We start from the raw sequence: 22,476 nt of genomic DNA, 5'->3' as shown, positions 1-22,476 counted from the left end.
TCGAAATGTTTCCTTTCTACAGCAGAATGTGACAATATCTTCTTATAAGTAAAAAAGAGATGTAGAAATGGAGGCTATTAAACAGATGACAGCCATTAAAACGTTGCAGGATACTACCGTTTTGCATAACGGAGTAAAGATGCCTTGGTTTGGCCTTGGGGTTTTTAAAGTAGAAGAAGGACAAGAAGTTATTGATTCTGTTAAGTGGGCAATTGAAGCTGGATACAAGAGTATTGATACAGCTGCGATCTACAAAAACGAAGAAGGCGTTGGACAAGCTATCAAAGAAGCTGGCGTTCCGCGTGAAGAATTATTTATTACAACTAAAGTTTGGAATAAAGATCAAGGATATGAGAGTACACTTGCTGCTTTTGAAACAAGCATGGAAAAGCTAGGGCTTGAATATTTAGATCTTTATTTGGTTCATTGGCCAGTTAAAGGAAAGTACAAAGAGACATGGCGTGCATTAGAAAAGTTATATAAAGACGGTAAAGTAAAAGCGATTGGAGTATCTAACTTCAAGGTGCATCACTTAGAAGACATTCTAGCTGATTGTGAGATCAAGCCGATGGTGAACCAGGTAGAATACCATCCGCGTCTTGCACAAAAAGAACTGCTTCTATTCTGTAAAGACAATGATATCCAGATGGAAGCATGGAGCCCGCTTATGCAGGGTGAATTACTAGATGAGCCTTCACTTGTTGAACTTGCGGCGAAATACGGAAAATCTGTAGCACAGATCATCCTTCGCTGGGATCTGCAAAATGGAGTTGTAACAATTCCAAAATCCATTAAACAGCACCGCATCGTTGAGAATGCAGATATCTTTGACTTTGAGCTGTCTCTAGAGGATATGGCAAAAATCGATGCTCTTAATGAAGACCGCCGCATCGGTCCAGACCCAGATAACTTCGACTTCTAAAAGGGGTCTGACCCCATACAATTACAAAAACTCAATTTTTGTCCATGTGGAAAATACATTCCATGTGGACTTTTTGGTTGATGTTAATCTGTCTGTTTCTGCATCCTCAATAAGGGTAAAGCTAAATATAAGGTTTTTCGTACATAAATTAAGAAACAGGAGATCTTTTACCTAACACTTCTACAAACAAATATAGTTACTTGACAAAAGTAAGTTAGCTTTTATATACTTAACTTACAAAAAATAAGTTAGTTTATTGAAGGGATGTTAAACGTTATGACGATGCATACAGGTGGAATTCATCATATAACAGCGATTGTAGGTAATCCTCAAGAAAATGTAGACTTTTATGCTGGAATCCTTGGTCTTAGGTTGGTTAAGAAAACAGTAAACTTTGATGATCCTGGAACGTATCACCTTTATTTCGGTGATGAAGGAGGAAAGCCCGGAACGATTATGACTTTCTTTCCTTGGCCAGATGCTTATCGCGGCAGAGTCGGCAGCGGACAGGTTGGCACAACATCATTTGTTGTCCCTGAAGGAGCCCTTCCATTTTGGGAAGAAAGACTGCTTCAATTTCATGTTGAATATAAGAAATCGGTTCGTTTTCATGAAGAATACCTTGAATTCATTGATCCGCATGGATTGCAGCTAGAGATTGTTGCAAGAAGTGAAGGTGAGAACAGTACGTGGTCGTTTGGTAAAATAACCCAACAGTATGCTATAAAAGGTTTTGGCGGTGCTGTTTTATTTTCTGCAGCTCCCCATAAGACTGAGAAGGTATTAACAGAAGTGATGGGACTTGAAAAAATCGGTCAAGATGGAGATTACCTTCGTTTTAAAGCAGCAAGTGATCTTGGAAATGTCATTGATATCAAATTATCACCAGAAGCTCGAGGCGTAAGCGGGGTAGGTACTGTCCATCATATTGCATGGCGTGCCAGCAGTTATGATGAACATGAAATGTGGCAAAAGCACGTGAAAGAACATGATTTTCATGTCACGGAGATTATCGACCGTCAATACTTTAATGCTATTTATTTCCGTGAAGAAGGTCAGATTCTCTTTGAAATCGCAACAGATCCTCCTGGTTTTACACGGGATGAGACAGTAGAGGAACTAGGGGAGAGCCTGCTTCTGCCGCCATGGCTCGAACCACATCGAGACCAAATACAAAGACACTTGCTGCCTGCAAAGCCAAGAATCTTAGAGGAGGACAAATAAATGAAACACTTGTTTAAAAAAGGAACCGATGAAAGAAAGCCAGTACTTCTCTTATTGCATGGTACTGGAGGAAATGAAGAAGACTTATTAGCTCTAGCAGATATGATTTCGCCAGATTCTGCTGTGTTAAGTGTACGGGGTAATGTTTCTGAAAATGGTATGCCTCGGTTTTTTCGCAGATTAGCAGAAGGTGTCTTTGATGAGGAAGATTTGATCTTCCGTACAAAAGAACTTAATGAATTTATTGATGAATCTGCAAACAAATATCAGTTTGACAGAAACAACGTGGTCGCAGTCGGATACTCTAATGGTGCCAATATTGCTGGAAGCCTGATCTTCCATTATGAAAATGCGTTAAAAGGAGCTATCCTGCATCACCCTATGGTGCCAAGGAGAGGGATCGAGCTGCCGGAGCTTACTAATCTTCCTGTGTTCATCGGAGCAGGTAAGAATGATCCGATCTGTCCGGCAGCTGAAACGGAAGAGCTTGAGAATTTGCTCACCAAGGCTGGTGCTAAGGTACAAGTAAAATGGGAGAACATGGGGCATCAGCTTTCTAGAGCTGAAGTAGAAGAAGCTGCAGAATGGTTTGCCGAAAATTTTAGCTAAAGAGGTGAGAGAATGAAATCAATCGATCCTGACACTCTTTCCATAAAAGAGAACTATAAATTTTTAACAGGAAGCATCATTCCGAGACCTATCGCATTTGTCAGTACATTATCAACTGATGGGGTCTTAAATGCTGCACCATTCAGCTATTTTAATGCCCTAACTTCTAATCCGCCTTTGATTGCCATTTCTATTGGCAGAAAGAACGGTATTCAAAAAGATACATCACGAAACGCAGAAGCACAAGGCGAATTTGTCGTTCATATTCCAGATGAAACCTATATTGAAGCGGTAAATCTCACTGCCGCTAACCTTGGTCCAGAAGAAAGTGAAGTGGATCTTGCAAAATTGACAGCTGTGGATTCTGTTAAAGTAAAGGTTCCAGGGATTGCAGAAGCAAAAATCCGGATGGAATGTGTTGTCGAACAAATTTTGCCGCTTGGCGGAACATCAGATCAGCCTGCAACCGATCTTATTATTGGAAGAGTAGTTCATTATCCTATTGCTGAAGAATTATATAACGGCGGCAGAATTAATGCAGAAAAATTAAGGCCAGTTGGAAGACTTGCCGGAACTGTTTATGCAAAACTTGGAGAAACCTTTTCATTAAACCGGCCAGAATAATAAATGAAGTCTCTCTCTTTTAAAGGGGGAGATTTTTTTCGTGTCAAAAAACGACAATGGTGGGTTGTTAATTAACACTGAGTCTATGGATATATATCCTTTGGGATAATAATTGTTACTCTTTTTTGGGTATTATTTATCGTTTTGCCTGAAATAATCATAGGCAATCTGTAGCGAAGAATTTGAACTGGAGAACGGTTCATTATGGGTTTCCCCTGATTTATATGAAAGTATGAAGAAAAATTCGGTAGATAAATAGAAAGTTTGTAAAAGAAAAAAAGGGACGTAATTCACATTTTTTAACAAATTTTTCTTATTTCACTAAAATAAGTTCGTTTGTCCTGAGTCATAAGACAGTAATATTTCCGATAATTAAACACTTTAAATTTTTTCTTGTCCAAAAGTCACGAAATGACGAATATCACCTCATACAAAGGATTTATTTTCCAATATATAGGTAAAAAAGTGACATATTATTACACTAATTTACAGTAGACTTGCTTTATCCTTTAAATAGCAACAAAGAATTACTAGATTTTTATCTAAAAAAAGCAGGAGGTGTGACCGGGATTTACTTTTACTAGTTTGATCTGTACGACAAAAATGAATAGGGAGGGAAAAGCAACATGAGTAAAAAACGAAATAAAGTACGATGGCTATCCGTATTTTTAGCTTTTTTAATGGTTGTTCCATTGATGTTCCCATCTCAAGCTAATGCCGTATCGAAAGACAAACCTTCTACTTCAGCTAAAAAAGGAGCATTAGAAGGTACTAAAAGTAAGGTTTCCAAAAAACTAAATGAACAATTCAGCAAAAAGGATAAGGTCACGTTTCTTATCAAATTTAAAGATCAGGTAGATACAGCCGAGGTAGCAAAAAAAGCTGCTAAAGAAGCAAAAGCTCAAAAATTAACTGCGAATCAATCAAAATTAATGAAGCGTTCTTCAGTCGTTTCCTCTCTTCGTGCAAAGGCACTTGAAACTCAACAGCACACTAAAACATACTTAGAAAAACAACAGAAAGCAGGAAAAGCAGCAGATATCCAATCTTTTTATGTCGTTAACGGTATGGCAGTAACGGCTACAAAAGATGTTATGGAAGAAATCGCAGCTTTCCCTGAAGTTGAGAAAGTCCTTCCAAATGAAACAAGACAGCTTATTCAGCCAGTAAGTTCTGTTAAACTTCCTGAAAAACCAAAACAAAAATCTGCATTGCAGGTACAACCGAATAATGAAACATCATCCATAGAATGGAATATCGAACGTGTAGGAGCTCCTGCCGTTTGGAATATGGGAATAGATGGCGCTGGAACTGTAGTTGCATCCATTGATACGGGTGTACAGTGGAATCACCCAGCCCTGAAAGAGAAGTATCGCGGATTTGATCCGGCTAACCCTGATGCTGCAAACCATGAATACAACTGGTTTGATGCAGTTGGCGGACAAGCAGCTGCTTACGATGATCTCGGTCATGGTACACACGTCACGGGTACGATGGTAGGTTCAGAGCCTAGTGGTGCAAATCAGATCGGTGTGGCGCCAGGTGCAAAATGGATTGCTGTAAAAGCATTCTCTGCAAACGGCGGATCTGATGTAGATTTATTAGAAGCCGGTGAATGGATTCTCGCTCCAAAAGATGCAGCAGGAAACCCTCACCCTGAAAAAGCGCCAGACGTTGTTAACAACTCTTGGGGCGGCGGACCTGGACTTGATGAGTGGTACAGAGAGATGGTTGCAGCATGGCGTGCAGCTGAAATTTTCCCAGAATTCTCAGCTGGTAACACAACCATCTTTAACCCAGGCGGTCCTGGATCTGTAGCAACACCTGCAAACTATCCTGAATCGTTTGCAACAGGTGCCACAGACATTAACAACAGTTTAGCTAGTTTCTCACTTCAAGGTCCTTCTCCTTATGATGAAACGAAGCCTGAAATCTCTGCTCCAGGCGTAAATATTCGTTCTTCTGTTCCAGGAAGCGCTTATGAGGGCGGATGGAATGGAACATCTATGGCAGGACCTCATGTATCAGCAATTGCTGCGTTGCTTCGACAAGTTGATGCGAGCTTAACGGTAGAAGAAATGGAAGACATCCTAATGTCTACGGCAACACCTTTAACTGATGCAACATTCCCTGATTCTCCTAACAATGGCTACGGACATGGGCTTGTAAATGCTTTTACAGCTGTATCTTCAGTAGTTACAGGTTTAGGAAGAATTGAAGGGACAGTAACAAAAGAGGGAGAGGATACAGAAGCTCCTTCTGTCACACATGAAGCACCAAGTGAATCTTACAAAGAAATGCCTTTAAACCTTGAGGCACAAGCATCAGATAATGTCAGTGTAACTTCTGTTCTATTAAGCTACCAAAACGAAGATGGAAGCTGGATTGAAGTGGCTGCTGAACGCACCGGTGGAGACTATAAGTCTGGTACGTATGCGGCAACCATTCCTGGAGATGCATTAACCGGTGATCAGATCGTTTATAAGTGGATCGTCAACGACTTCGGTGGTAATGAGGTTTCCACAGATGATTATGCAGTAACGCTCTTGCCTGGAATTTCAACTGGCTATGAGGAAGATTTCGAAGGCAGCCCGACTGGCTGGACTTCATTTGGTACTAACAATAGCTGGGAGCACGGTGTTCCAGCAAGCGGACCTGGAGCAGCACATTCTGGTGAAAAGGTGTATGCAACTAACCTTGCAGGAAACTATGCAAACAGTGCTAACATGACACTCGTCATGCCTCCAGTTGATCTGCCAGAGGGCAACAGCTATCTGCAGTTCAAACAATGGCATGACCTAGAACGCAACTATGATTATGGACATGTATTTGTTTCTACTGATATGGAAAATTGGACACAGAAATTGCGCGTTAACTCCACATCCGGAGGTTGGATCGATGGAGAGGCAGACTTAAGCGAGTACGCGGGTCAGCGCGTTTATGTAGCATTCAATGTTACTACTGACAGTTCAGTTGTAAAAGCTGGCTGGTATTTAGATGATGTGAAGCTTATGGATCAGCCTTTAGCACCTGCTCAAAAAGCTAAATTAGGTGAAGGTTCCATCGATAAAGCTCCATCTTTAGAAGCGAAGCCAAAGGTAGACCCAGCTAAAATCTCACCAATGAAACCTTCAGAAGAAAAAGAGCCATCTAAAGACGGAGATGCAGCACCGATGGCACTTCCGATGAGAGCACAAGTTAGTGTACTCGAGTCTGGAAGATCGGTGTACACAGATCCTCAAGACGGATCTTACGGCTTAACTCATGGAGCAGGAACTTACACAGTAATGGCTGAAGCATACGGATTCCGCTCAGCAACTCAAACTGTAAATGTTGAACAGGATGGAACAGCTATTGCAAACTTTACTTTAGAAGAAATTCCAAGAGGTACTGTTTCAGGTACTGTAACGAACGAAGTTACAGGAGAACCAGTTGCTGGAGCTACTGTAATGCTTATGGAAGATGCAGCAGTAGCGCCTGTTGAAACAAATGAAGAAGGAACGTACACAATTGAAGCTTATGAAGGAGAGTACACTCTAAAAGTCGTTGCTCCTTCTTACTACAGCGAAGAAGCATCTATTACAATCACAGGCGGAGAAAATGCAGAACAAAACATCGAATTGAAACCTTTCATTGGTTATCCTGGCGAGATCGGCTATGATGATGGCACGGCTGAAAATGCACGAGCATTCTATGATGCAGGAAATGGATGGGCAGTGAAAATGTCTCTTGCTGAAGGTAATGAAAAAGCAGCCGTAACTGGCGGATTGTTCCGATTCTGGGATACAGAATGGCCAGTACCAGGCGGAACTGATTTCCAAGTGGCTGTTTACGATGCAAGCGGTCCAGACGGTACTCCTGGTAAGAAACTAGCAGGTCCGTTTAATGCAACTGCACTTCGTAACGGCGAATGGACACATGTTGACTTAAGTGAGCATGGCATCATGGTAGAGGGAGATTTCTACATGGTGTATATCCAGAGTCACCCGAATCCGAACACACCAGGTCTTGGAACGGATGAAGATGGAGAATGGTCAGGAAGAAGCTATCAGTTAGTTGGAGGAGCATGGTCTCAGTCTCCTGAAGATGAAGGAAACTACATGATCCGTGCAACGGTTAACTACGAAGTAACGGCACCTGTCATCACTTCTCCTGCAGATGGTTCGTTTACAAATGTAGAAAACGTAACCGTATCTGGTACAGCTGCTCCCACAACAACCGTTGAGATTTATAACGACGGAGAAGAAGTTGCGAGTGTAGCAACTACAGATGAAGGAACGTTCTCTGCAGATGTCACACTTGAGGATGGTGTGAATACACTTACAGCGAAAGCCGTTACAGAACAAGGTTCAACCGATGAATCAGCTCCAGTAACGATCACGCTGGATCAGACAAAACCGAGAGTAAGCATCACTTCCCCAGAAAACAATATGAAAACGAATCGTGAATCTGTAACAGTTACAGGTACAGTTGATGAAGCTAACCTTGACTGGGTAAAAGTAAATGGTCAAAGAGCGCAAGTTGATGAAGAAGGTAACTATAGCCACCGTATGCTCCTAAATGAAGGAGAAAATGTGATTAAAGTTGTGGCTCTCGATAAAGCCGGAAATCGCCATGCTAAGACTGTAAAAGTGTATGCGAAGTTTGAAGCGCCAGTTATTGAGAACTTGATGCCTGATACAGACAAAGAGCTGAAGAGCGGGGAGTCTGTGAAGATCGAGTTTGACAGTGAGCCTGGCCTTGATGCGGTATTCGTGATTCACATGCCTTTAACAAACACAGGCGGATTAGCAAATGCTACTGAACTGCCGATGCGAGAAACTTCAGAAGGACATTACGAAGGATACTACACAGCAACTTCCAATGTGAAAGCACCGGGAGCTGTAATTGAAGTAATTGCTTCTGATGATTATGGCAATGAAACTCACGAAAGAGCTGCAGGAAAACTGTATATTAATACGAAGAAAAAGTAATAAAATTTAGTAAAAAAAAGTTTATGCCGGTTCCTTCTTTTCTAAGGGGGAACTGGTTTTTTTGTGATATTTAGTACCTGGTCATATAATTTGTTCATAATTCGACAAATATAAGTAGATGCTAAACACATAATCTGTGTTAAGATAGTTAAGATGTGAAATAAAGGAGACTGATTTAATGAGCGAACATTCGAAGTACGACATTCGTGAATGGAAGAAAAAATTAGCACCGTTTGAACGACCGCGTATATCAGCAAGTGTATGGCAATTAATTAATTCAGTTGGGCCATTCCTGATCTTATGGGTTTTAGCTTACCTGAGTTTAAATATATCGTTTTGGTTAGCGCTTCTCTGTGCAGTTCCAGCAGCAGGCTTCTTAGTCCGCACATTTATCATTTTTCATGATTGCACACACTATTCATTTTTTAAAAGCCGACGTGCAAATCAAATCGTTGGTATCTTTACAGGGCTATTTACTTTTTGTTCATATGAACAATGGAAAAACAGCCATGCGACTCATCACGCTACAAACGGAAACTTAGAAAAGCGAGGCGTTGGTGACGTCTGGACGATGACATTGCAGGAATATGCCGAAGCTTCATGGTTTAAAAGATTACAATACCGAACATATCGCAACCCGATCGTTCTTTTCTTGATCGGACCGTTATATATCTTTTTAATCGATTACCGCTTTAATGCTAAAAACGCTTCAAAAAAGGAAAAAATCCATGTTTGGCTGACAAACGTTGCATTAGTGGCAATTGTTTTATCTGTAGGCTTTGCGATTGGATGGAAAGCATTTCTGCTAGTTGAACTTCCGATCTTCTATATTGCAACATTCTCAGGCGTTTGGCTGTTTTATGTCCAGCATCAGTTTGAAGATGGTTATTTCGAGCATAACGAAAAGTGGAACTATGTAGAGGCTGCTTTAAAAGGAAGTTCGTTCTACAAGCTTCCTAAAGTGCTGCAATGGTTCACTGGTAACATCGGATTCCACCATGTGCATCACTTGAATTCCCGTGTTCCTAACTATCATCTTGAGAAAGCCCATAAAAGTGATCCAAGGCTTCAAGACGTGCCTACACTTACGCTTTTAACAAGCCTAAAGTCATTAACGTTTAAGCTATGGGATGAACAGTCTAAGAAGTTTATCGGAAACAGAGATATCCGCAACTTTATTCGTAAAAATAAAACAGCATAAGTGTAAACCATCGGCAGCCTTTATTGAACAGCCGATGGTTTTTTATTGTTCCAATTGCTAACATCTGTACATATATTGGTTGTATGCCTACTCAGGAAAAGGAGGAGGGAGCAGATGAGGTTAAATGTTCAATATATACCGATGAGTAAAATAAAGCCTAATTTTACCGTTAAAATAACAGAGCACATAAAAAAACTTAGAAATGTAATGTGGGATTGTATGCACATATTAGTTGTGAAAAAAGAAAAGGATGGAAACTACACGATCATCAGCGGTAACGATCGTTATGAATACCTTCAAAAACATACTAAAAATAAGTTTGCTCCGTGTATTATAGATGAAAACAAAATGTTCACAGAATTAAAATATTGGATTCACCGAGTATTCAATGTGCAAAAACAAGACAAGGAAAATAAGGATTTTTTTAATAAGTTAAGTCCAAAGAGTGTTTCAATTATCCGTAATTTTTTAAAAGAAGAACCTCGTTTTAAGAGTTTATCACGTGTGGAAAGAACAAAAATTCTCATACTGGCTTTAAGGTATAAAAAAACAGTAATTACTTCAATGAAACTTAAGGTAGATGAATGTTTGGAAAAAACTACCCAATAGATTAAAAATAGGGTACAATTTTAATGTTAGGAAAATAAAGGGAATAAAGAAGGGGACTGTGGTGACAAAAAAACAATTTCAGAGCAAACCAATTACGATGTCTGTTACACAGCCTGCCTCTTTAAATAAAAATGTTAAATGTTAGAGACCATCGTACTTACGAAGGTCTCTTTTTTTTTAGAATAGCCTGTTATAATTTCATTCATCATCGCTTCTTCCTAATATTGGTTTGTTCATATTCAGTTAAAAAAAAGGGAGATTTGATGGATGAAAAGAAATAAAAATGACGGAAAACTAATTTCAAAAGTTGAGGTTCCTGTGCATTGTGATTACGAAGGTCAAATAACAATATTCAGGATTGAATATTTGGTAGATGAATTAAAAGTAGTCGGGTTTATTATCAGGCCAAAATCTGATAACAAGCTGCCAGTTCTTATATATAACCGTGGAGGAAATGGCGAATATGGAAAACTTGACGATGAGCGTCTTTATCGGTTGAGCAAATACGCCTTAGAAGGGTATGTTGTTTTAGCATCACAATATCGGGGGAACGATGGTGGTGATGGGAAGGATGCATTTGGGGGTGACGATGTCCGGGACGTTTTCGCGCTTTCGTGGCTTGCAGATGATCTGCCTTATGCAGATAAAGGCAATAAAGTAATGATTGGTCATTCACGCGGCGGAATGATGACTTACCTTTGTATGAAGTACGAAATGGATTTAAAAGCGGCTGCAGTGATTGGAGCTCCGACAAATTTACTGCGCAGACCATTAGCATTTCCTATGGATAGCATTTTAGCTGAACGCATTGGTGACTTTTCAAAAAAGAGAGATGAATACTGTGAACGATCTGCATTACTTTGGCCAGAAAAAATAAAAACGCCTATACTCATTCAGCATGGAGAAGCAGACTCTAGAGTGGATTATAAAGACGCAGCAGAACTTGCAGAATTACTAACAAAAAATAATGTAGTGCATAAGTTCATTCTTTACAAGGACGGAGATCATGCACAAATAAATATGAGCAAAATCGAGACAGAGAAATTTTTGAATGGTTTTCAAATTATATAAACAATTAAAATAGAAGAGCAAAAAAACATGCACTCAAAAATTCTTGAGTGCATGTTCTAATTCATATCCCATAAATCACTAACTTTTATAGTAGGGTCGACTCTTTTGACAGCAGATAAGATTTTACGAATGGTTATCATTCTTGGACTTTTTCTAGGGTTCGATGCTAATTCTTCTATCATTTTTCTTTCTAAACCTGAAGTTCGTGTTAACCAGTCAGTATCTCTATTATGCCGTTCGAGCCAAATGCCAAGCTTACTGCGTTTCTGCTCCACTCTATTCATTTCGATGATACCCCCAAGTCATTTGCTTTTTCTCTATACTATTTGTTACCCCCTGGAAAAAAATTAAAACCTTTTTATACATTTTTCTACATCTTTTGGACTATTATGGGAACAATTTGATGTTTATTAGTTAAAGTTTTTTAGTAAAAAAATCCTAAAACAAATGGTTGATTCTTTTTTTATTGAAGCAGGAAATCAATTAAAGACACAGAAAAAGCTTTATGTAGGTAGGTTTTTAAGAGGTTGCTATTCAAAAGAATATGATTAGTCTTTAATCATTCTTGTGAAAAAATTTATAACTAAGCAAATGGGGGCAGCATTTTCGCTTTATTGGTGACATGATGAATGAATGAAGAACGGTTCGATCGGCGAGAAATTGTCGTCTTCAGGTGGAAATAGCATTTTTACAGGTGTAAATAACAGGTTTATCGACGGAAAAGACACTTCTATCGGCGAACGTGTAACAGAAAAAAGAACACGTACCGTAAACCCATATAAACCCCACCGATCCCCTCAGCCAATCATTCTTCTACACCTTAATTTTCTAAGCATTTATTTAATACGTATTTTCTTTTCTTTTTGAGAGATCTTCAATTATAGTGATAGCAAAGGTGGTGTCATAAATGGAGGATGTAAGAAGTTTATTTCATGTTCTGAACAGAAGATATAATGGTCTAGAGAAAGAGTGCTGCCGTATGGAGGGGACAGGCATTTCACTTGTACATAGTCATATCCTTTACGAAATTGACAAACATGACGCACCTTCCATGCAGCAGATTGCAGATTTGCTGGGCATTGATATTACAACTTTCAGCCGGCAGATTCAAACGCTTATGAAAATGGGACTTGTGATTAAAAGTACTAATCCGTCAGATAAACGATTTTATTTTTTATCTTTAACGGAAAAAGGGAAGCGTACTGCACATGAGATTAATAACATGGTTAATGCAAACTTAGATGAGATCTTTTCGCAAATGAATGAATTTGAACGGGATACGGTTGTTCATTCATTAAAAATACTAACTAGATCGATGGGGCAATTAAGAAGGAGCAAGTTATCAAGATAGATTCTTATATAAAACTTTCGAAACCCGATTCAGGGTTTTCTTTTTTTAGGTTGCTTTAAAAACCTTATTTCATCTATGACAGTTGATTGGAGTGTAAGGTGTGAGACTCCTGCGGGACAGGCGGGCAGGTGAGACACTTAAAAGTGAAACGTTACGAATGTGGCTCGCCGCCTGCCCAGCGGAAAGCGAATACCTGGAACGGAAATCAATCCCTTCCAAAACCAGCAAAATTTGCAAAAACAGCCTTTACGTACAACAAAAAGAGCACCTGAATAAGCAGATGCTCTGTAATAAATGATTGTTAAGTTATTATTGCTGAGTCATGCTGAAACTTTTATCTAATTTCTTTCTTTCCTGACTGAAAGAAGAAAGTGAACGAGCAGCTGTTGCAATTGGGGGTCTTGGATGTTTTTCTTGGTGAAATGACGTCTTACCAGATTTCGAATAATCACTTCACTCATTTTCCTTTTCCTCCTTTCTTTGTTTTCTCCATATTTCTCGCCTAATCGATAAAAATCCTCCAAAATGTCGAAACAATAGTACTCGTTCCCTAGATAATTAATCCAAAAGCAAATAGCAGGACAATGGATGTATAAATACTTGGGCTAATTTAAAAGTAAATATTCAGAATATATTGACTAGTGTGAACGCTTTCAATTATCATTTAGATGTAAGACCAGGTCATAAGGAGGGGGTTATCAAAGATGAATTCTATTTGGTTAGCCATTATTGGGATGGCAGTATTTGCGTTCGGGTACAAGTATTACTCCAAGTTTGTAGCTGAAAAAATCTATAAGCTGGACCCGAATTATGTAACACCGGCACACAAGTACAACGATGGGGTGGATTTCGTTCCAACGAACAAATTTGTACTCTGGGGGCACCACTTTTCATCCGTAGCAGGGGCTTCACCGATTGTAGGTCCTGCCATTGCCTTGTATTGGGGCTGGCTGCCTGCATTTTTATGGGTCATTCTTGGTACGGTATTTGCTGCAGGTATTCATGATTTCGGTACGCTTGTACTATCGGCAAGACATAAAGGACAGTCGGTAGGATCGATTACAAGCACGATCATCGGTAAACGTGCAAAGGTTATGTTCTTATTCATTATTCTTATCTTGATGTTAATGGTTAACGCTGTATTTGCTTGGGTAATTTCAAATCTGTTTATTAAGTTCCCAGCAAGTGTACTGCCGATCTTTATCGAGATTCCACTTGCGGTTTGGATTGGTTATGCAGTTTATAAAAATAAGAAAGAAATGCTTGTTCCGTCTATTATTGCGCTAGTGATCATGTATGGAACAGCTATCCTTTCAAGTAAAGTTTCATTTCTGCAAATCGATCTTGTGAAGTATTTTGGCGGTGAAGGAGCTGCTGGAGTATTTGGTCTAGGAGCAGTTGGGTCATCATTCTTAATCTGGATCGTTATTTTGATGGTGTACTGCTACATTTCATCCGTTCTTCCGGTGTGGAAGCTTCTGCAGCCGCGTGATTACATCAACTCCCACCAATTAGTAGTAGGTTTAGTAATGCTTTACTTAGGACTTGTTTTCCTACAGCCTAAAATTACAGCTCCAGCTGTGAACGCTGCTGCAGGAGATGTTCCTTGGTTCCCATTACTATTTATCACAATTGCCTGTGGTGCGATCTCAGGATTCCACGGTCTCGTATCTTCAGGAACAACATCTAAACAGCTTGATAAAGAAACAGATGCACGCTTTGTTGGTTATGCAGGTGCTGTTGGTGAAGGTACGCTTGCATTGATTGCAATCATTGCTGTATCAACGGTTTTTGCTACTCAAGGTGACTTTTTAGCAACTTACAACAGCTTTGCTGCTGCGAGTTCAGGCGGTCTCGGAGCTTTCATTCAAGGGGCAGCTCAACTCGCTACAGGACTTTGGATCCCGGCAGATATCGCTGCTACGATTGTTGCGGTTATCATCGTAAGTTTTGCTGCAACATCACTAGACACATCTTTTCGTTTGATGCGTTACATCATTTCAGAACTTGGTGTTGAATACAACATGCCATCTTTAGAAAAGAAGCACGTTGCAACATCCATTGCAGCTGTGTCTTCAACAGCACTTGTTATTCTTCCGCAAGGTCCGAACGGTTTTGGATCAGGAGGATATCTGTTATGGCCATTGTTCGGAACAAGCAACCAGCTGTTAGCAGGAATAAGCTTATTACTTATCACGATCTGGCTGAAACGCCTTGGCCGAAATTACATGGTAACACTGATCCCGATGTTGTTCGTGTTCTTCATGACACTTTGGGCAATGATTCAGCAGGTAGTCTTCACGTGGTCTGGTATGGGAGATAACGATGCGAACATGCTGCTCTTTATCTTCGGAAGCTTGATTTTAGGCTTTACGCTCTGGATCATCTTAGAAGCACTATCTACATTTAGAAAAAAGACGGTTGAACCATTATCTACAGATATGTAAATAAGGAGTAGAGTAGAGGCTATTTTGATAGTCTCTACTTTCTTTTCAAGAAGGAGGCAGCAGGCATCATGACTTTTGTAGAAAAATTAAAAGCCGCGGTAGATTTGTATGACCAAATTTTGAAGCAGCCGCACCGCGCCGAGATAGCAAGAGAATTAAGAGATGAAGAGGATCTGTTCATGCTTTTATGTGTATCAGAAATGCTTGGGATCCCAAACCCTGCCTATTATTACACACTTGAACTGTATCCGCTGCTTCTCGATAAATTTCACGATTGGCATGTAAGGATGGGGATGGATAAATCACCTTTAGAAGGAATTCGCTGCTGTTAGGAGAGATAACGATGAGGGTATATTTTATTGGAGGAAAAGGCGGAGTTGGTAAAAGTACAACGGCTTCTGCATTTGCAGTAATGTGTGCAAGAGAAGGGAAACGGACATTGCTCGTTTCAACTGACCCGGCACATAACACGGGTGACCTTTTTCATATGAAAAAGGTTACGGGAAAAACACAGGTAGCACCAAATCTGGATCTGATTGAAATTGACTCAGACCAAGAGGCCATAACGTACATGGCTCAGGTGAAGCAAAATATTAAAGGGCTGGTCAAAGTGACGATGCTTGAAGAGGTTCACCGCCAGCTGGATCTAGCAGGTAAATCACCCGGTGCTGCAGAAGCGGCTGTATTTGATAAGATGACCTCAATTTTGCTGGAGGACAGCAAGGATTATGATGCAGTTGTGTTCGATACTGCGCCGACCGGGCATACGTTGAGACTTCTGCTTTTACCGGAATTCATGGGAGTCTGGATGGACGGGTTGTTGGAGAAACGTAAAAAGGTACAGGACAATTACACACAGCTTTTGTACGACGGTGAAACAAGAGAAGATCCAATCTATGATGTGCTGCAAGCCAGAAGGCAGAAGTTTAGTATGGTAAGAGAATTAATCGTTGATAAGGAAAAAGTAACGTATATGATGGTTCTGAACCCTGAGAGGCTACCGATACTGGAGACCGCAAGTGCCGTGAATACCTTAAAAGAACATGGCATCTCAGTAAGCAAGATCATTGTGAACAAAGTGATACCAGAGGATGTAGAAGGTTCATTCATGCGGAACCGTAAAGAAGCAGAGCGACCGTATCTTGAGGAAATTAAACAAATGTTTAAAGATACGGACAAAGTCTATGTACCGATGTTTGATCATGACATTGCCACAAGAGATGGATTAGAAGAGTACAGCCGTTTTCTTGAAACGGTTAAATTGCAGAATGTGTAATAGGAACCAGCGTGCGGATTTTGAGTCTGACGCTGGTTCTTCTTTGTGGGTTCATTTGAGGAGGACAGAAATTGGATGTAATTGGTGAAATATGTGATGAAGGGTAATTTTTCTATGATGGAGCTGGTTTTTTATGTGATTCGCTGTGATATTTATGTGATTATACTGCTTTTTAATTTAATCGTTCTGCTCGAATTAGAAATTGTGTTTTTAGGCGGGGTTAAGTTACTTTTTTCTTGCTAAAAATAAGGCGACAGTGTGCTTTTTAGTGATTGTTTCTCCATGTTTCAGAATCGCTTTCTCAATTCCACTAAATAAGTTATCCTTTTGCTCTTGAGGAAGCACTTGGTGCCCGGAATGTGTGTTTAATAGTCCGATATAGTCTTGTGGTGTGTAGATTTGATCCCATTTGTATGTATGGACTTGTAATTGATGAAAGTGACCGGATTGCAGGGTGAGATCGCTTCGTTCCTTAATGAATTCTTCTATAGAAGGTATGCTGCTGTCATCTAGATGCGATGCATGCTCTTGGTAGACGCTTCTTATAGATTGATAAACAGGTTCGTTGGAAGCAATGTGAGCGAACCAAAAGAAGGCAGACACTCCGTCTTCCTTTAATAGAGAAGCTGTTTTTGGATATCCGATTTCAGCTGAAATGAAGTGAAAAGCGGTGCCAGAGAAGGCAAGATTATACTGATCCGTTGCTTTCCAGTCCTCGAAAGCTGAATGAACGATTTTAACGTTCGGATATGCTGAAAACTTGTTATGAGTGAGCTTTGCAAGGTTCTCGCCATATTCGATACATATAATGTTCGTAAAGCCTTGTCCAATAAATCCTTCCGTTGCTTTTCCAGTTCCGCAGCCGATTTCCAGTAGGTGATCATCTGGCTGTAAATTAGCGTATTGAATAATATCTTTATAGAGTTGATCAGGGTAATGTGGACGATATTTTTCATAGGATGAGGCAACAGAATTAAACGATTGTTTAAGAGCATTCATGTATGATCAGCCCTTCTCGAGAGATTTAAGGAAAATGATACCAAATTTAAGTCTCGTTGCCTAGAGTGAATTGTGTCTAAATTGTAGGGGGTCTGACCCGGGTCAGACCCCCTTTTTGATAATTCGTTCATTTTGCCTTCTGTTCTAAAGGATTTGCCTCCCTGCATAGGATGGGAAGATGAATAACTGCTGAGGGGGAGGTAAAATGAGCGAGAGAGATTACTTAAGGTGGTCCCAAATTCCTTATCCAGGAGAACTATATCCCCCAATGAATGCTGTTACACCTGAAGCAGGATCGTGGCCTATGTTTTTTGTAGCAAGAAGAGGTCAAGATTTTATAGATCCATTTGGCCAAACCATTCAGTGGAACATCAAAAACCCGAATACGGTAAATTGGGAAAGTGAGCTAATCATAGTCAAGCAAACACTTCAAAATATTACCCCTCAGCAGATTCGAATCGCACAAAGCTGGGGAACAGGAGAGGTCAGCAAGCAATTAATACCAGTCATCTATAACATGATGGAAACGTATGGTGTTGCCTCAACCAATGCTGCCAGGTTTTTAGGTTTTTATCACGCGGCTATTAATGATGCTTTTGTAATGGCATGGCACTTTAAATATCTTTGGGATGTGGCGCGTCCTTGTCAATATGACCGCAATTTAGTGCCGATTTTGTTCACACCCCGCTTTCCAGGTTATCCTTCAGCACATGCTGTTATGGCTGGATGCTCAGAAATAATACTGATTCATTATTTTCCTCAAGAACGATTTCGGATCAATCAAATGATGGAAGAGTGCGCGATGTCCCGTCTTTATGCAGGGGTACACTTTAAAGTCGATAACGATGAGGGGCTTAGGCTAGGCAGACAGCTCGGGCAGATTGTCGTTAACCTCATAAAATCGCAAAATATATGAAGAAAAACCGGACGCAGCGGTCCGGTTTTATTAATATCCTCTATAAACATATTCTTCTTCAGGCTTGTCGATTTTCCTCCAGCTTTTTACTTTTACATAAGGGATATCCGCCTTAAAGGGCTGATAATACATCGTTTCAATGGTGCCATCGACTTCGATCCACTTGTCGTTCTTGAATGTAGTCCCTTTTGGGAATTCGACCATCATGCCGAAGACCCCAGAATCTGCAATACAATGAATCACTCCAAAACGAAGGAGAAAGAGTTCATTGCTTTTCGTTTTTGATTGATCCTCAGCGTTATAAGTAAAGCCCTTAAACTGAACATTCTTTCCAAGGAAAATTCCCGGCTTGTAATAGATGCTTTCTATTCCTTTTAAATAGTTCTTATCATTTAGCACGACTTTTTCGCCTTTTGTAAAAGGCCTTAACTCTTTATCCATTATGGTGTTGTAGCTTTCTTTCCCGTAATACACGCTAGTGTCAGGTTTTAAAAACTGATGCTCTCCAAAATCACCTTCGTTCTCGAGACCTTTAAAGTGAAATCCTTTTGTTTTAACAGTCTCTGAGTCAAGAGAAGCGATAGGAAAAAATAACCCTGATATGATTGGGAAAATCAGAATGCTGTTTACCGTCATATTTTTTAATCGTGACGGTTTTTTGTGATGATCGTGGCCGCAATCCAAAGCGCATGTTTCGTCATGCTGATAATCATCGTCTTCGCTTTTTCCGTAAATATAGAACTGGACAAGCGTCAGAAAACCTAAGATAAAAATAGCTGAAAAAGAGATATATGAATATTTCATGTTAATGTATTTGCTTATATCACCTGTGGCATGCAGATGCATAAACAAAAAGGTAAATCCGATTAAAATAAGGATGCGTATCATGTAATGGCACCTCCTTTTTATAAGAATAATGATCCGATTAATACAAGCACAGATATATATCCAATAAGGCTTAGAACTAATTTCTTCTTAAAAGCAGCGAGCATCATAAGCACGTTTTTAATATCAAGCATCGGTCCGTAGACTAAAAATGCCACGATGGAACCGATTGTAAAGGTACTTTGAAATGAGGAAGCAATAAATGCATCCGCTTCAGAACAAAGCGATAGTACGAAAGCTAACCCCATCATAACAAGGGATGATGACACTTCACCTTGTCCGATCGCTAAAAGTGTAGATGTCTTCACGTACGTCTGCATTCCTGCTGCAATTAAAGCACCGATAACGAGGTACTTTCCAACTGAGAAAAATTCTTCAACCGCATGTACGAATGTCCCTTTAAGTTTGTTGAAAAATGAAACAGGCTGGGTTTCGATCGCTGCAGCGGTTTCGTTAGCTGCTGGGTTCGTGGACAAATGATGGATTTCGTTTTTAAGTACTTTTGCATTCTTAAATTGAACGGCGAGAAGAAATCCAACTAGTACAGCAACAACCATCGCGAGTCCGCCTCTATAAATCATCACGTCCCATTGATTTCCGAAAGCAACAAAAGTAGAAAATAAGACAACAGGATTAATGATTGGACCTGTAAGCATAAATGGAATCGCTGCAAAAACAGGTACACCTTTTGCGATCAATCTGCGCGTGATGGGGACAATGCCGCATTCACAGGCAGGGAATATCGCACCTAAAAAAGCTGCAAATAACACAGCCAGCACTTTATTTTTCGGCATGATGCGTGCCACCATTTCTTCGGTAACAAACATTTGTATAACACCGGCAATGAGCACTCCTATTAGAACAAAAGGAAGTGCTTCAATGAGGATGCTAATAAATACGGTATTCATCTGTAAAAACGTTTTGTCGAGCATCCTAAAATCCTCCAAACTCGTAACTTCTTTAACTCATATAAATATAAACTTCATAAAGATAATAATCCAATTACAGCATATACACTATAACTCAAAAATCAAAGGAAAATAAATGGTAAATGAAGAATTAGAATAAAATGGGAAATGGGGACTGTCCCCATACAATTTATTTCCCGCGATGAAATCGAGTAAAAGGGGTTAACAGGATGAACCATTTTGAACTGCGTCCTAAGCAAAGATCTGCATTTCGAATTTCGCTAGGCAAAAAGTATTATACGTTTAAGAGATTTCTAGAATGGTATACAGATAAGAAAAAATACGCAAAAACCATAAATAATGAAAAACTGCCTTTTGTCAGTTTTACACATCAAACCATTCTTCTTCGTAAGCTTAAAGATGTTGAAATGTGGTATCAGCATAATAAGGTAAAGAATCTTAAAATCGCGATACAGTGTTTAAATGGGATGGTAGTAAAACCAGGAGAAACCTTTTCGTATTGGAAAGGTATTGGGACAATAACCAAAGCAAAAGGATATGTTGATGGAATGGTGCTTTTTTATGGGAAGTTCAAGAAAGGAACTGGGGGAGGACTCTGTCAGCTTTCCAATCTGATTTACTGGATGACGCTTCATACACCGTTAACAGTTACCGAACGTCATCGGCACAGTTATGATGTGTTTCCAGATTCCAAAAGAACACAGCCGTTTGGAAGCGGAGCGACATGTGCCTATAATTACTTGGATCTGCAGATCACTAACCATACTGAGGTAACCTATCAGCTTCATCTGTATTTAACTGAGACACACTTAGTGGGTGAATGGCGGTCAGAGCAGGAGCCCTTACAAAGCTACGAAGTGTATGAGAAAGAACATTGGATTACACCTGCATATTGGGGAGGCTATTTACGCCACAACCTCATTCACCGTAAAGTATTTAACCGGCAAAAACGGCAGATCGACGATGAATATGTGACAGAAAACCATGCAATCATGATGTATGAACCTTTATTAGAAGCTTCTCAGAAAGAAGCATAAAATTGCCTTAACCGAAAACAACAGGCTAAGGTTTTTTAAGATTATAAATGCATAATTAGGTAATTAAAGGTGCAGTTCAATGCCCATTTTTCGTTTTTACTCTTTTCTTGAAAATCACTTTCTCCTGCATTATTGTAAATGAATGCTCAATGATTACGACAAAAAGGGTAATGATAATAAAAAGAGAAGAGAGAAGGGCTGCCTATGATTCGCACGTTAGCGGTAGTTGATCAAAAAGTAATCATAAATCCGCCATTAGAACGCTTGGAGGAAATCCAGGCAGACTGGGTTTGGGTTGACTTTGACAGCCCGGTAAAAGAAGAAACGAACCTGCTGCGCTCATTTTTTGATTTTCACCCTCTGGCAGTAGAAGACTGCGTTAATAACTTGCAAAGACCAAAAGTAGAATTTTACGAAGAACATTTGTTTTATGTTGTTCATGCACTGGATGAAAAAACATTGGAAGCAACCGAAGTAGATTTCTTCACAACGAAAAATATGGTGGTCACCTTTCATAAAACTGAAGTTCCTGAAATTGATTTTGTGTGGAACTATTTGAAAGGTTTGAAGGTGGTTCCGCCTGAACTAGGAAAAAATGAACTTATTCATAAATTAATGGACAAGCTTGTAGATATGTATTTTCCGATCATGCACAGACTTGAAGAGCGCGTTATTTCGATTGAAAGCAACGAGGATGATGAAGCACCTAAGCTGATCAACCAGATTTTTGATATTCGTACTGATCTTCTTTCATTACGAAAGACTGTGGTACCTATGCGGGAACTTCTTTATCGAATCCTGGAGTCAAAGCGCGTTGGACTTGATGCAGATGAAAGGTCCTACTTTCATGATATTTACGACCATCTTTTAAGATTAACGGATATGATGACTTCTGCCCGTGAGATGACATCAGATATCCGCGACAACTATATATCTCTTAACTCATACCGCATGAACAACATCATGAAAACATTAACGGTCATTACGACAATCTTCATGCCTTTAACTTTTATCGCGGGTCTCTATGGAATGAACTTCGTTAATATGCCAGAACTGAAATCAGAAAATGGGTACTTTTATGTACTAGGTATTATGATTTTATTAGGAGTTATGATGTCTTTATGGTTTAAGAAAAAAGGCTGGTTTGAGCAGGATTAAATAGAGAATACGTAAAGAAAAATATTTTTATTCCAAAACTATACAAAAGATATAGGACTAAATCAGTATATTGAAATATTTAAAAAAATTCATATAAGTGTACTGTATTTGACAATAAGCGGGTTTTTATAACCTGCTTATTGTCATTTTTTATAGTAAAAAGATCTTGTTATTCAAAAATTTGTGTTTTTTTTACTGCGTTTGTTTTTCGGTCGCTACTTTCGGACTAGTTTTAGTCTATTAAA

General features: G+C 39.6%; 20 protein-coding genes. 15 read left to right on the top strand and 5 right to left on the bottom strand.

Translation table 11 applies throughout. The annotated features are described in order from the left end of the window. Window positions 1–67: 67 nt before the first annotated feature. From UN64_RS12495 to UN64_RS12460, 8 genes are all read left to right on the top strand, one after another. Window positions 68–922 carry an aldo/keto reductase gene (locus UN64_RS12495; protein WP_281249427.1) on the top strand — a complete coding sequence of 285 codons (855 nt, stop codon included), beginning with the start codon at window positions 68–70 and terminating at the stop codon, window positions 920–922. Between the two features lie 276 nt (window positions 923–1,198). After that, window positions 1,199–2,146, top strand: coding sequence for a ring-cleaving dioxygenase (locus tag UN64_RS12490; RefSeq protein WP_077363149.1), 948 nt, complete (start codon window positions 1,199–1,201; stop codon window positions 2,144–2,146). Next, on the top strand, window positions 2,147–2,755 hold the full coding sequence (locus tag UN64_RS12485; RefSeq protein ID WP_077363147.1) for an alpha/beta hydrolase: 609 nt from the start codon (window positions 2,147–2,149) through the stop codon (window positions 2,753–2,755). 12 nt (window positions 2,756–2,767) lie between these two features. Further along, window positions 2,768–3,379, top strand: coding sequence for a flavin reductase family protein (locus UN64_RS12480; protein WP_077363145.1), 612 nt, complete (start codon window positions 2,768–2,770; stop codon window positions 3,377–3,379). Window positions 3,380–4,005: 626 nt separating this feature from the next. After that, window positions 4,006–8,352 carry a S8 family peptidase gene (locus tag UN64_RS12475; protein ID WP_077363143.1) on the top strand — a complete coding sequence of 1,449 codons (4,347 nt, stop codon included), beginning with the start codon at window positions 4,006–4,008 and terminating at the stop codon, window positions 8,350–8,352. 178 nt (window positions 8,353–8,530) lie between these two features. Beyond that, window positions 8,531–9,553: a Delta(5) desaturase DesA gene (gene desA / locus UN64_RS12470; RefSeq protein WP_077363141.1), complete on the top strand. Its 1,023-nt coding sequence runs from the start codon at window positions 8,531–8,533 to the stop codon at window positions 9,551–9,553. Window positions 9,554–9,667: 114 nt separating this feature from the next. Continuing rightward, window positions 9,668–10,162 carry a ParB N-terminal domain-containing protein gene (locus UN64_RS12465; protein WP_077363139.1) on the top strand — a complete coding sequence of 165 codons (495 nt, stop codon included), beginning with the start codon at window positions 9,668–9,670 and terminating at the stop codon, window positions 10,160–10,162. A gap of 267 nt (window positions 10,163–10,429) precedes the next feature. Continuing rightward, window positions 10,430–11,233, top strand: a complete 804-nt coding sequence (locus tag UN64_RS12460; RefSeq protein ID WP_077363137.1) for an alpha/beta hydrolase family protein — start codon at window positions 10,430–10,432, stop codon at window positions 11,231–11,233. 56 nt (window positions 11,234–11,289) lie between these two features. On the opposite strand, the gene UN64_RS12455 is transcribed toward UN64_RS12460, so the two are convergent. Next, window positions 11,290–11,517: a hypothetical protein gene (locus UN64_RS12455; RefSeq protein ID WP_077363135.1), complete on the bottom strand. Its 228-nt coding sequence runs from the start codon at window positions 11,515–11,517 to the stop codon at window positions 11,290–11,292. A 623-nt stretch (window positions 11,518–12,140) separates the two neighbouring features. Between UN64_RS12455 and UN64_RS12445 the strand changes: the two genes are divergently transcribed. Beyond that, window positions 12,141–12,584, top strand: a complete 444-nt coding sequence (locus tag UN64_RS12445; protein ID WP_077363131.1) for a MarR family winged helix-turn-helix transcriptional regulator — start codon at window positions 12,141–12,143, stop codon at window positions 12,582–12,584. Between the two features lie 338 nt (window positions 12,585–12,922). On the opposite strand, the gene UN64_RS21400 is transcribed toward UN64_RS12445, so the two are convergent. Then, window positions 12,923–13,045, bottom strand: coding sequence for a hypothetical protein (locus UN64_RS21400; protein ID WP_264191238.1), 123 nt, complete (start codon window positions 13,043–13,045; stop codon window positions 12,923–12,925). A 243-nt stretch (window positions 13,046–13,288) separates the two neighbouring features. Between UN64_RS21400 and UN64_RS12440 the strand changes: the two genes are divergently transcribed. The 3 genes from UN64_RS12440 (at window position 13,289) to UN64_RS12430 (ending at window position 16,307) form a co-directional block, all read left to right on the top strand. Next, a complete protein-coding gene (locus tag UN64_RS12440; RefSeq protein ID WP_077363129.1) occupies window positions 13,289–15,031 on the top strand; it encodes a carbon starvation CstA family protein in 1,743 nt (580 codons plus the stop codon). A 68-nt stretch (window positions 15,032–15,099) separates the two neighbouring features. Then, window positions 15,100–15,363, top strand: a complete 264-nt coding sequence (locus tag UN64_RS12435; RefSeq protein WP_077363127.1) for a cory-CC-star protein — start codon at window positions 15,100–15,102, stop codon at window positions 15,361–15,363. A gap of 11 nt (window positions 15,364–15,374) precedes the next feature. Next, complete coding sequence (locus UN64_RS12430; protein WP_077363125.1) at window positions 15,375–16,307, top strand: ArsA family ATPase; 933 nt, start codon at window positions 15,375–15,377, stop codon at window positions 16,305–16,307. Between the two features lie 225 nt (window positions 16,308–16,532). Here the strand turns inward: UN64_RS12430 and UN64_RS12425 are convergent, their stop codons facing one another. Further along, window positions 16,533–17,306, bottom strand: coding sequence for a class I SAM-dependent methyltransferase (locus UN64_RS12425; RefSeq protein WP_077363123.1), 774 nt, complete (start codon window positions 17,304–17,306; stop codon window positions 16,533–16,535). A gap of 205 nt (window positions 17,307–17,511) precedes the next feature. Between UN64_RS12425 and UN64_RS12420 the strand changes: the two genes are divergently transcribed. Beyond that, window positions 17,512–18,222, top strand: coding sequence for a vanadium-dependent haloperoxidase (locus tag UN64_RS12420; RefSeq protein ID WP_077363121.1), 711 nt, complete (start codon window positions 17,512–17,514; stop codon window positions 18,220–18,222). A 30-nt stretch (window positions 18,223–18,252) separates the two neighbouring features. Here the strand turns inward: UN64_RS12420 and UN64_RS12415 are convergent, their stop codons facing one another. Continuing rightward, complete coding sequence (locus tag UN64_RS12415; protein WP_077363119.1) at window positions 18,253–19,110, bottom strand: TIGR03943 family putative permease subunit; 858 nt, start codon at window positions 19,108–19,110, stop codon at window positions 18,253–18,255. Window positions 19,111–19,127: 17 nt separating this feature from the next. Next, window positions 19,128–20,039: a permease gene (locus tag UN64_RS12410; RefSeq protein ID WP_077363118.1), complete on the bottom strand. Its 912-nt coding sequence runs from the start codon at window positions 20,037–20,039 to the stop codon at window positions 19,128–19,130. A gap of 206 nt (window positions 20,040–20,245) precedes the next feature. Here UN64_RS12410 and UN64_RS12405 point away from each other — a divergent pair, with 206 nt between their 5' ends. Both UN64_RS12405 and corA read left to right on the top strand, forming a co-directional pair. Next, on the top strand, window positions 20,246–21,073 hold the full coding sequence (locus tag UN64_RS12405; protein WP_077363116.1) for a VanW family protein: 828 nt from the start codon (window positions 20,246–20,248) through the stop codon (window positions 21,071–21,073). Between the two features lie 204 nt (window positions 21,074–21,277). Beyond that, window positions 21,278–22,231 (top strand): magnesium/cobalt transporter CorA, encoded by a 954-nt coding sequence (gene corA / locus UN64_RS12400; RefSeq protein ID WP_077363114.1) that lies wholly within the window; start codon window positions 21,278–21,280, stop codon window positions 22,229–22,231. The last annotated feature ends 245 nt before the right edge of the window (window positions 22,232–22,476 follow it).

Origin of the sequence: Fictibacillus arsenicus (assembly GCF_001999465.1) — a bacterium.
Lineage (GTDB): Bacteria > Bacillota > Bacilli > Bacillales > Fictibacillaceae > Fictibacillus > Fictibacillus arsenicus.
Note: the sequence above shows the minus strand (reverse complement) of the source record. Positions and strands in the feature narration are given on the sequence as shown.

What these genes read in the sequence shown, in the direction of transcription:
- UN64_RS12495 (WP_281249427.1), top strand. Translation starts at nt 68, where the DNA reads ATGGAGGCTATTAAACAGATGACAGCCATTAAAACGTTGCAGGATACT.
- UN64_RS12490 (WP_077363149.1), top strand. Translation starts at nt 1,199, where the DNA reads ATGACGATGCATACAGGTGGAATTCATCATATAACAGCGATTGTAGGT.
- UN64_RS12485 (WP_077363147.1), top strand. Translation starts at nt 2,147, where the DNA reads ATGAAACACTTGTTTAAAAAAGGAACCGATGAAAGAAAGCCAGTACTT.
- UN64_RS12480 (WP_077363145.1), top strand. Translation starts at nt 2,768, where the DNA reads ATGAAATCAATCGATCCTGACACTCTTTCCATAAAAGAGAACTATAAA.
- UN64_RS12475 (WP_077363143.1), top strand. Translation starts at nt 4,006, where the DNA reads ATGAGTAAAAAACGAAATAAAGTACGATGGCTATCCGTATTTTTAGCT.
- desA (WP_077363141.1), top strand. Translation starts at nt 8,531, where the DNA reads ATGAGCGAACATTCGAAGTACGACATTCGTGAATGGAAGAAAAAATTA.
- UN64_RS12465 (WP_077363139.1), top strand. Translation starts at nt 9,668, where the DNA reads ATGAGGTTAAATGTTCAATATATACCGATGAGTAAAATAAAGCCTAAT.
- UN64_RS12460 (WP_077363137.1), top strand. Translation starts at nt 10,430, where the DNA reads ATGAAAAGAAATAAAAATGACGGAAAACTAATTTCAAAAGTTGAGGTT.
- UN64_RS12455 (WP_077363135.1), bottom strand. Translation starts at nt 11,517, where the DNA reads ATGAATAGAGTGGAGCAGAAACGCAGTAAGCTTGGCATTTGGCTCGAA.
- UN64_RS12445 (WP_077363131.1), top strand. Translation starts at nt 12,141, where the DNA reads ATGGAGGATGTAAGAAGTTTATTTCATGTTCTGAACAGAAGATATAAT.
- UN64_RS21400 (WP_264191238.1), bottom strand. Translation starts at nt 13,045, where the DNA reads ATGAGTGAAGTGATTATTCGAAATCTGGTAAGACGTCATTTCACCAAG.
- UN64_RS12440 (WP_077363129.1), top strand. Translation starts at nt 13,289, where the DNA reads ATGAATTCTATTTGGTTAGCCATTATTGGGATGGCAGTATTTGCGTTC.
- UN64_RS12435 (WP_077363127.1), top strand. Translation starts at nt 15,100, where the DNA reads ATGACTTTTGTAGAAAAATTAAAAGCCGCGGTAGATTTGTATGACCAA.
- UN64_RS12430 (WP_077363125.1), top strand. Translation starts at nt 15,375, where the DNA reads ATGAGGGTATATTTTATTGGAGGAAAAGGCGGAGTTGGTAAAAGTACA.
- UN64_RS12425 (WP_077363123.1), bottom strand. Translation starts at nt 17,306, where the DNA reads ATGAATGCTCTTAAACAATCGTTTAATTCTGTTGCCTCATCCTATGAA.
- UN64_RS12420 (WP_077363121.1), top strand. Translation starts at nt 17,512, where the DNA reads ATGAGCGAGAGAGATTACTTAAGGTGGTCCCAAATTCCTTATCCAGGA.
- UN64_RS12415 (WP_077363119.1), bottom strand. Translation starts at nt 19,110, where the DNA reads ATGATACGCATCCTTATTTTAATCGGATTTACCTTTTTGTTTATGCAT.
- UN64_RS12410 (WP_077363118.1), bottom strand. Translation starts at nt 20,039, where the DNA reads ATGCTCGACAAAACGTTTTTACAGATGAATACCGTATTTATTAGCATC.
- UN64_RS12405 (WP_077363116.1), top strand. Translation starts at nt 20,246, where the DNA reads ATGAACCATTTTGAACTGCGTCCTAAGCAAAGATCTGCATTTCGAATT.
- corA (WP_077363114.1), top strand. Translation starts at nt 21,278, where the DNA reads ATGATTCGCACGTTAGCGGTAGTTGATCAAAAAGTAATCATAAATCCG.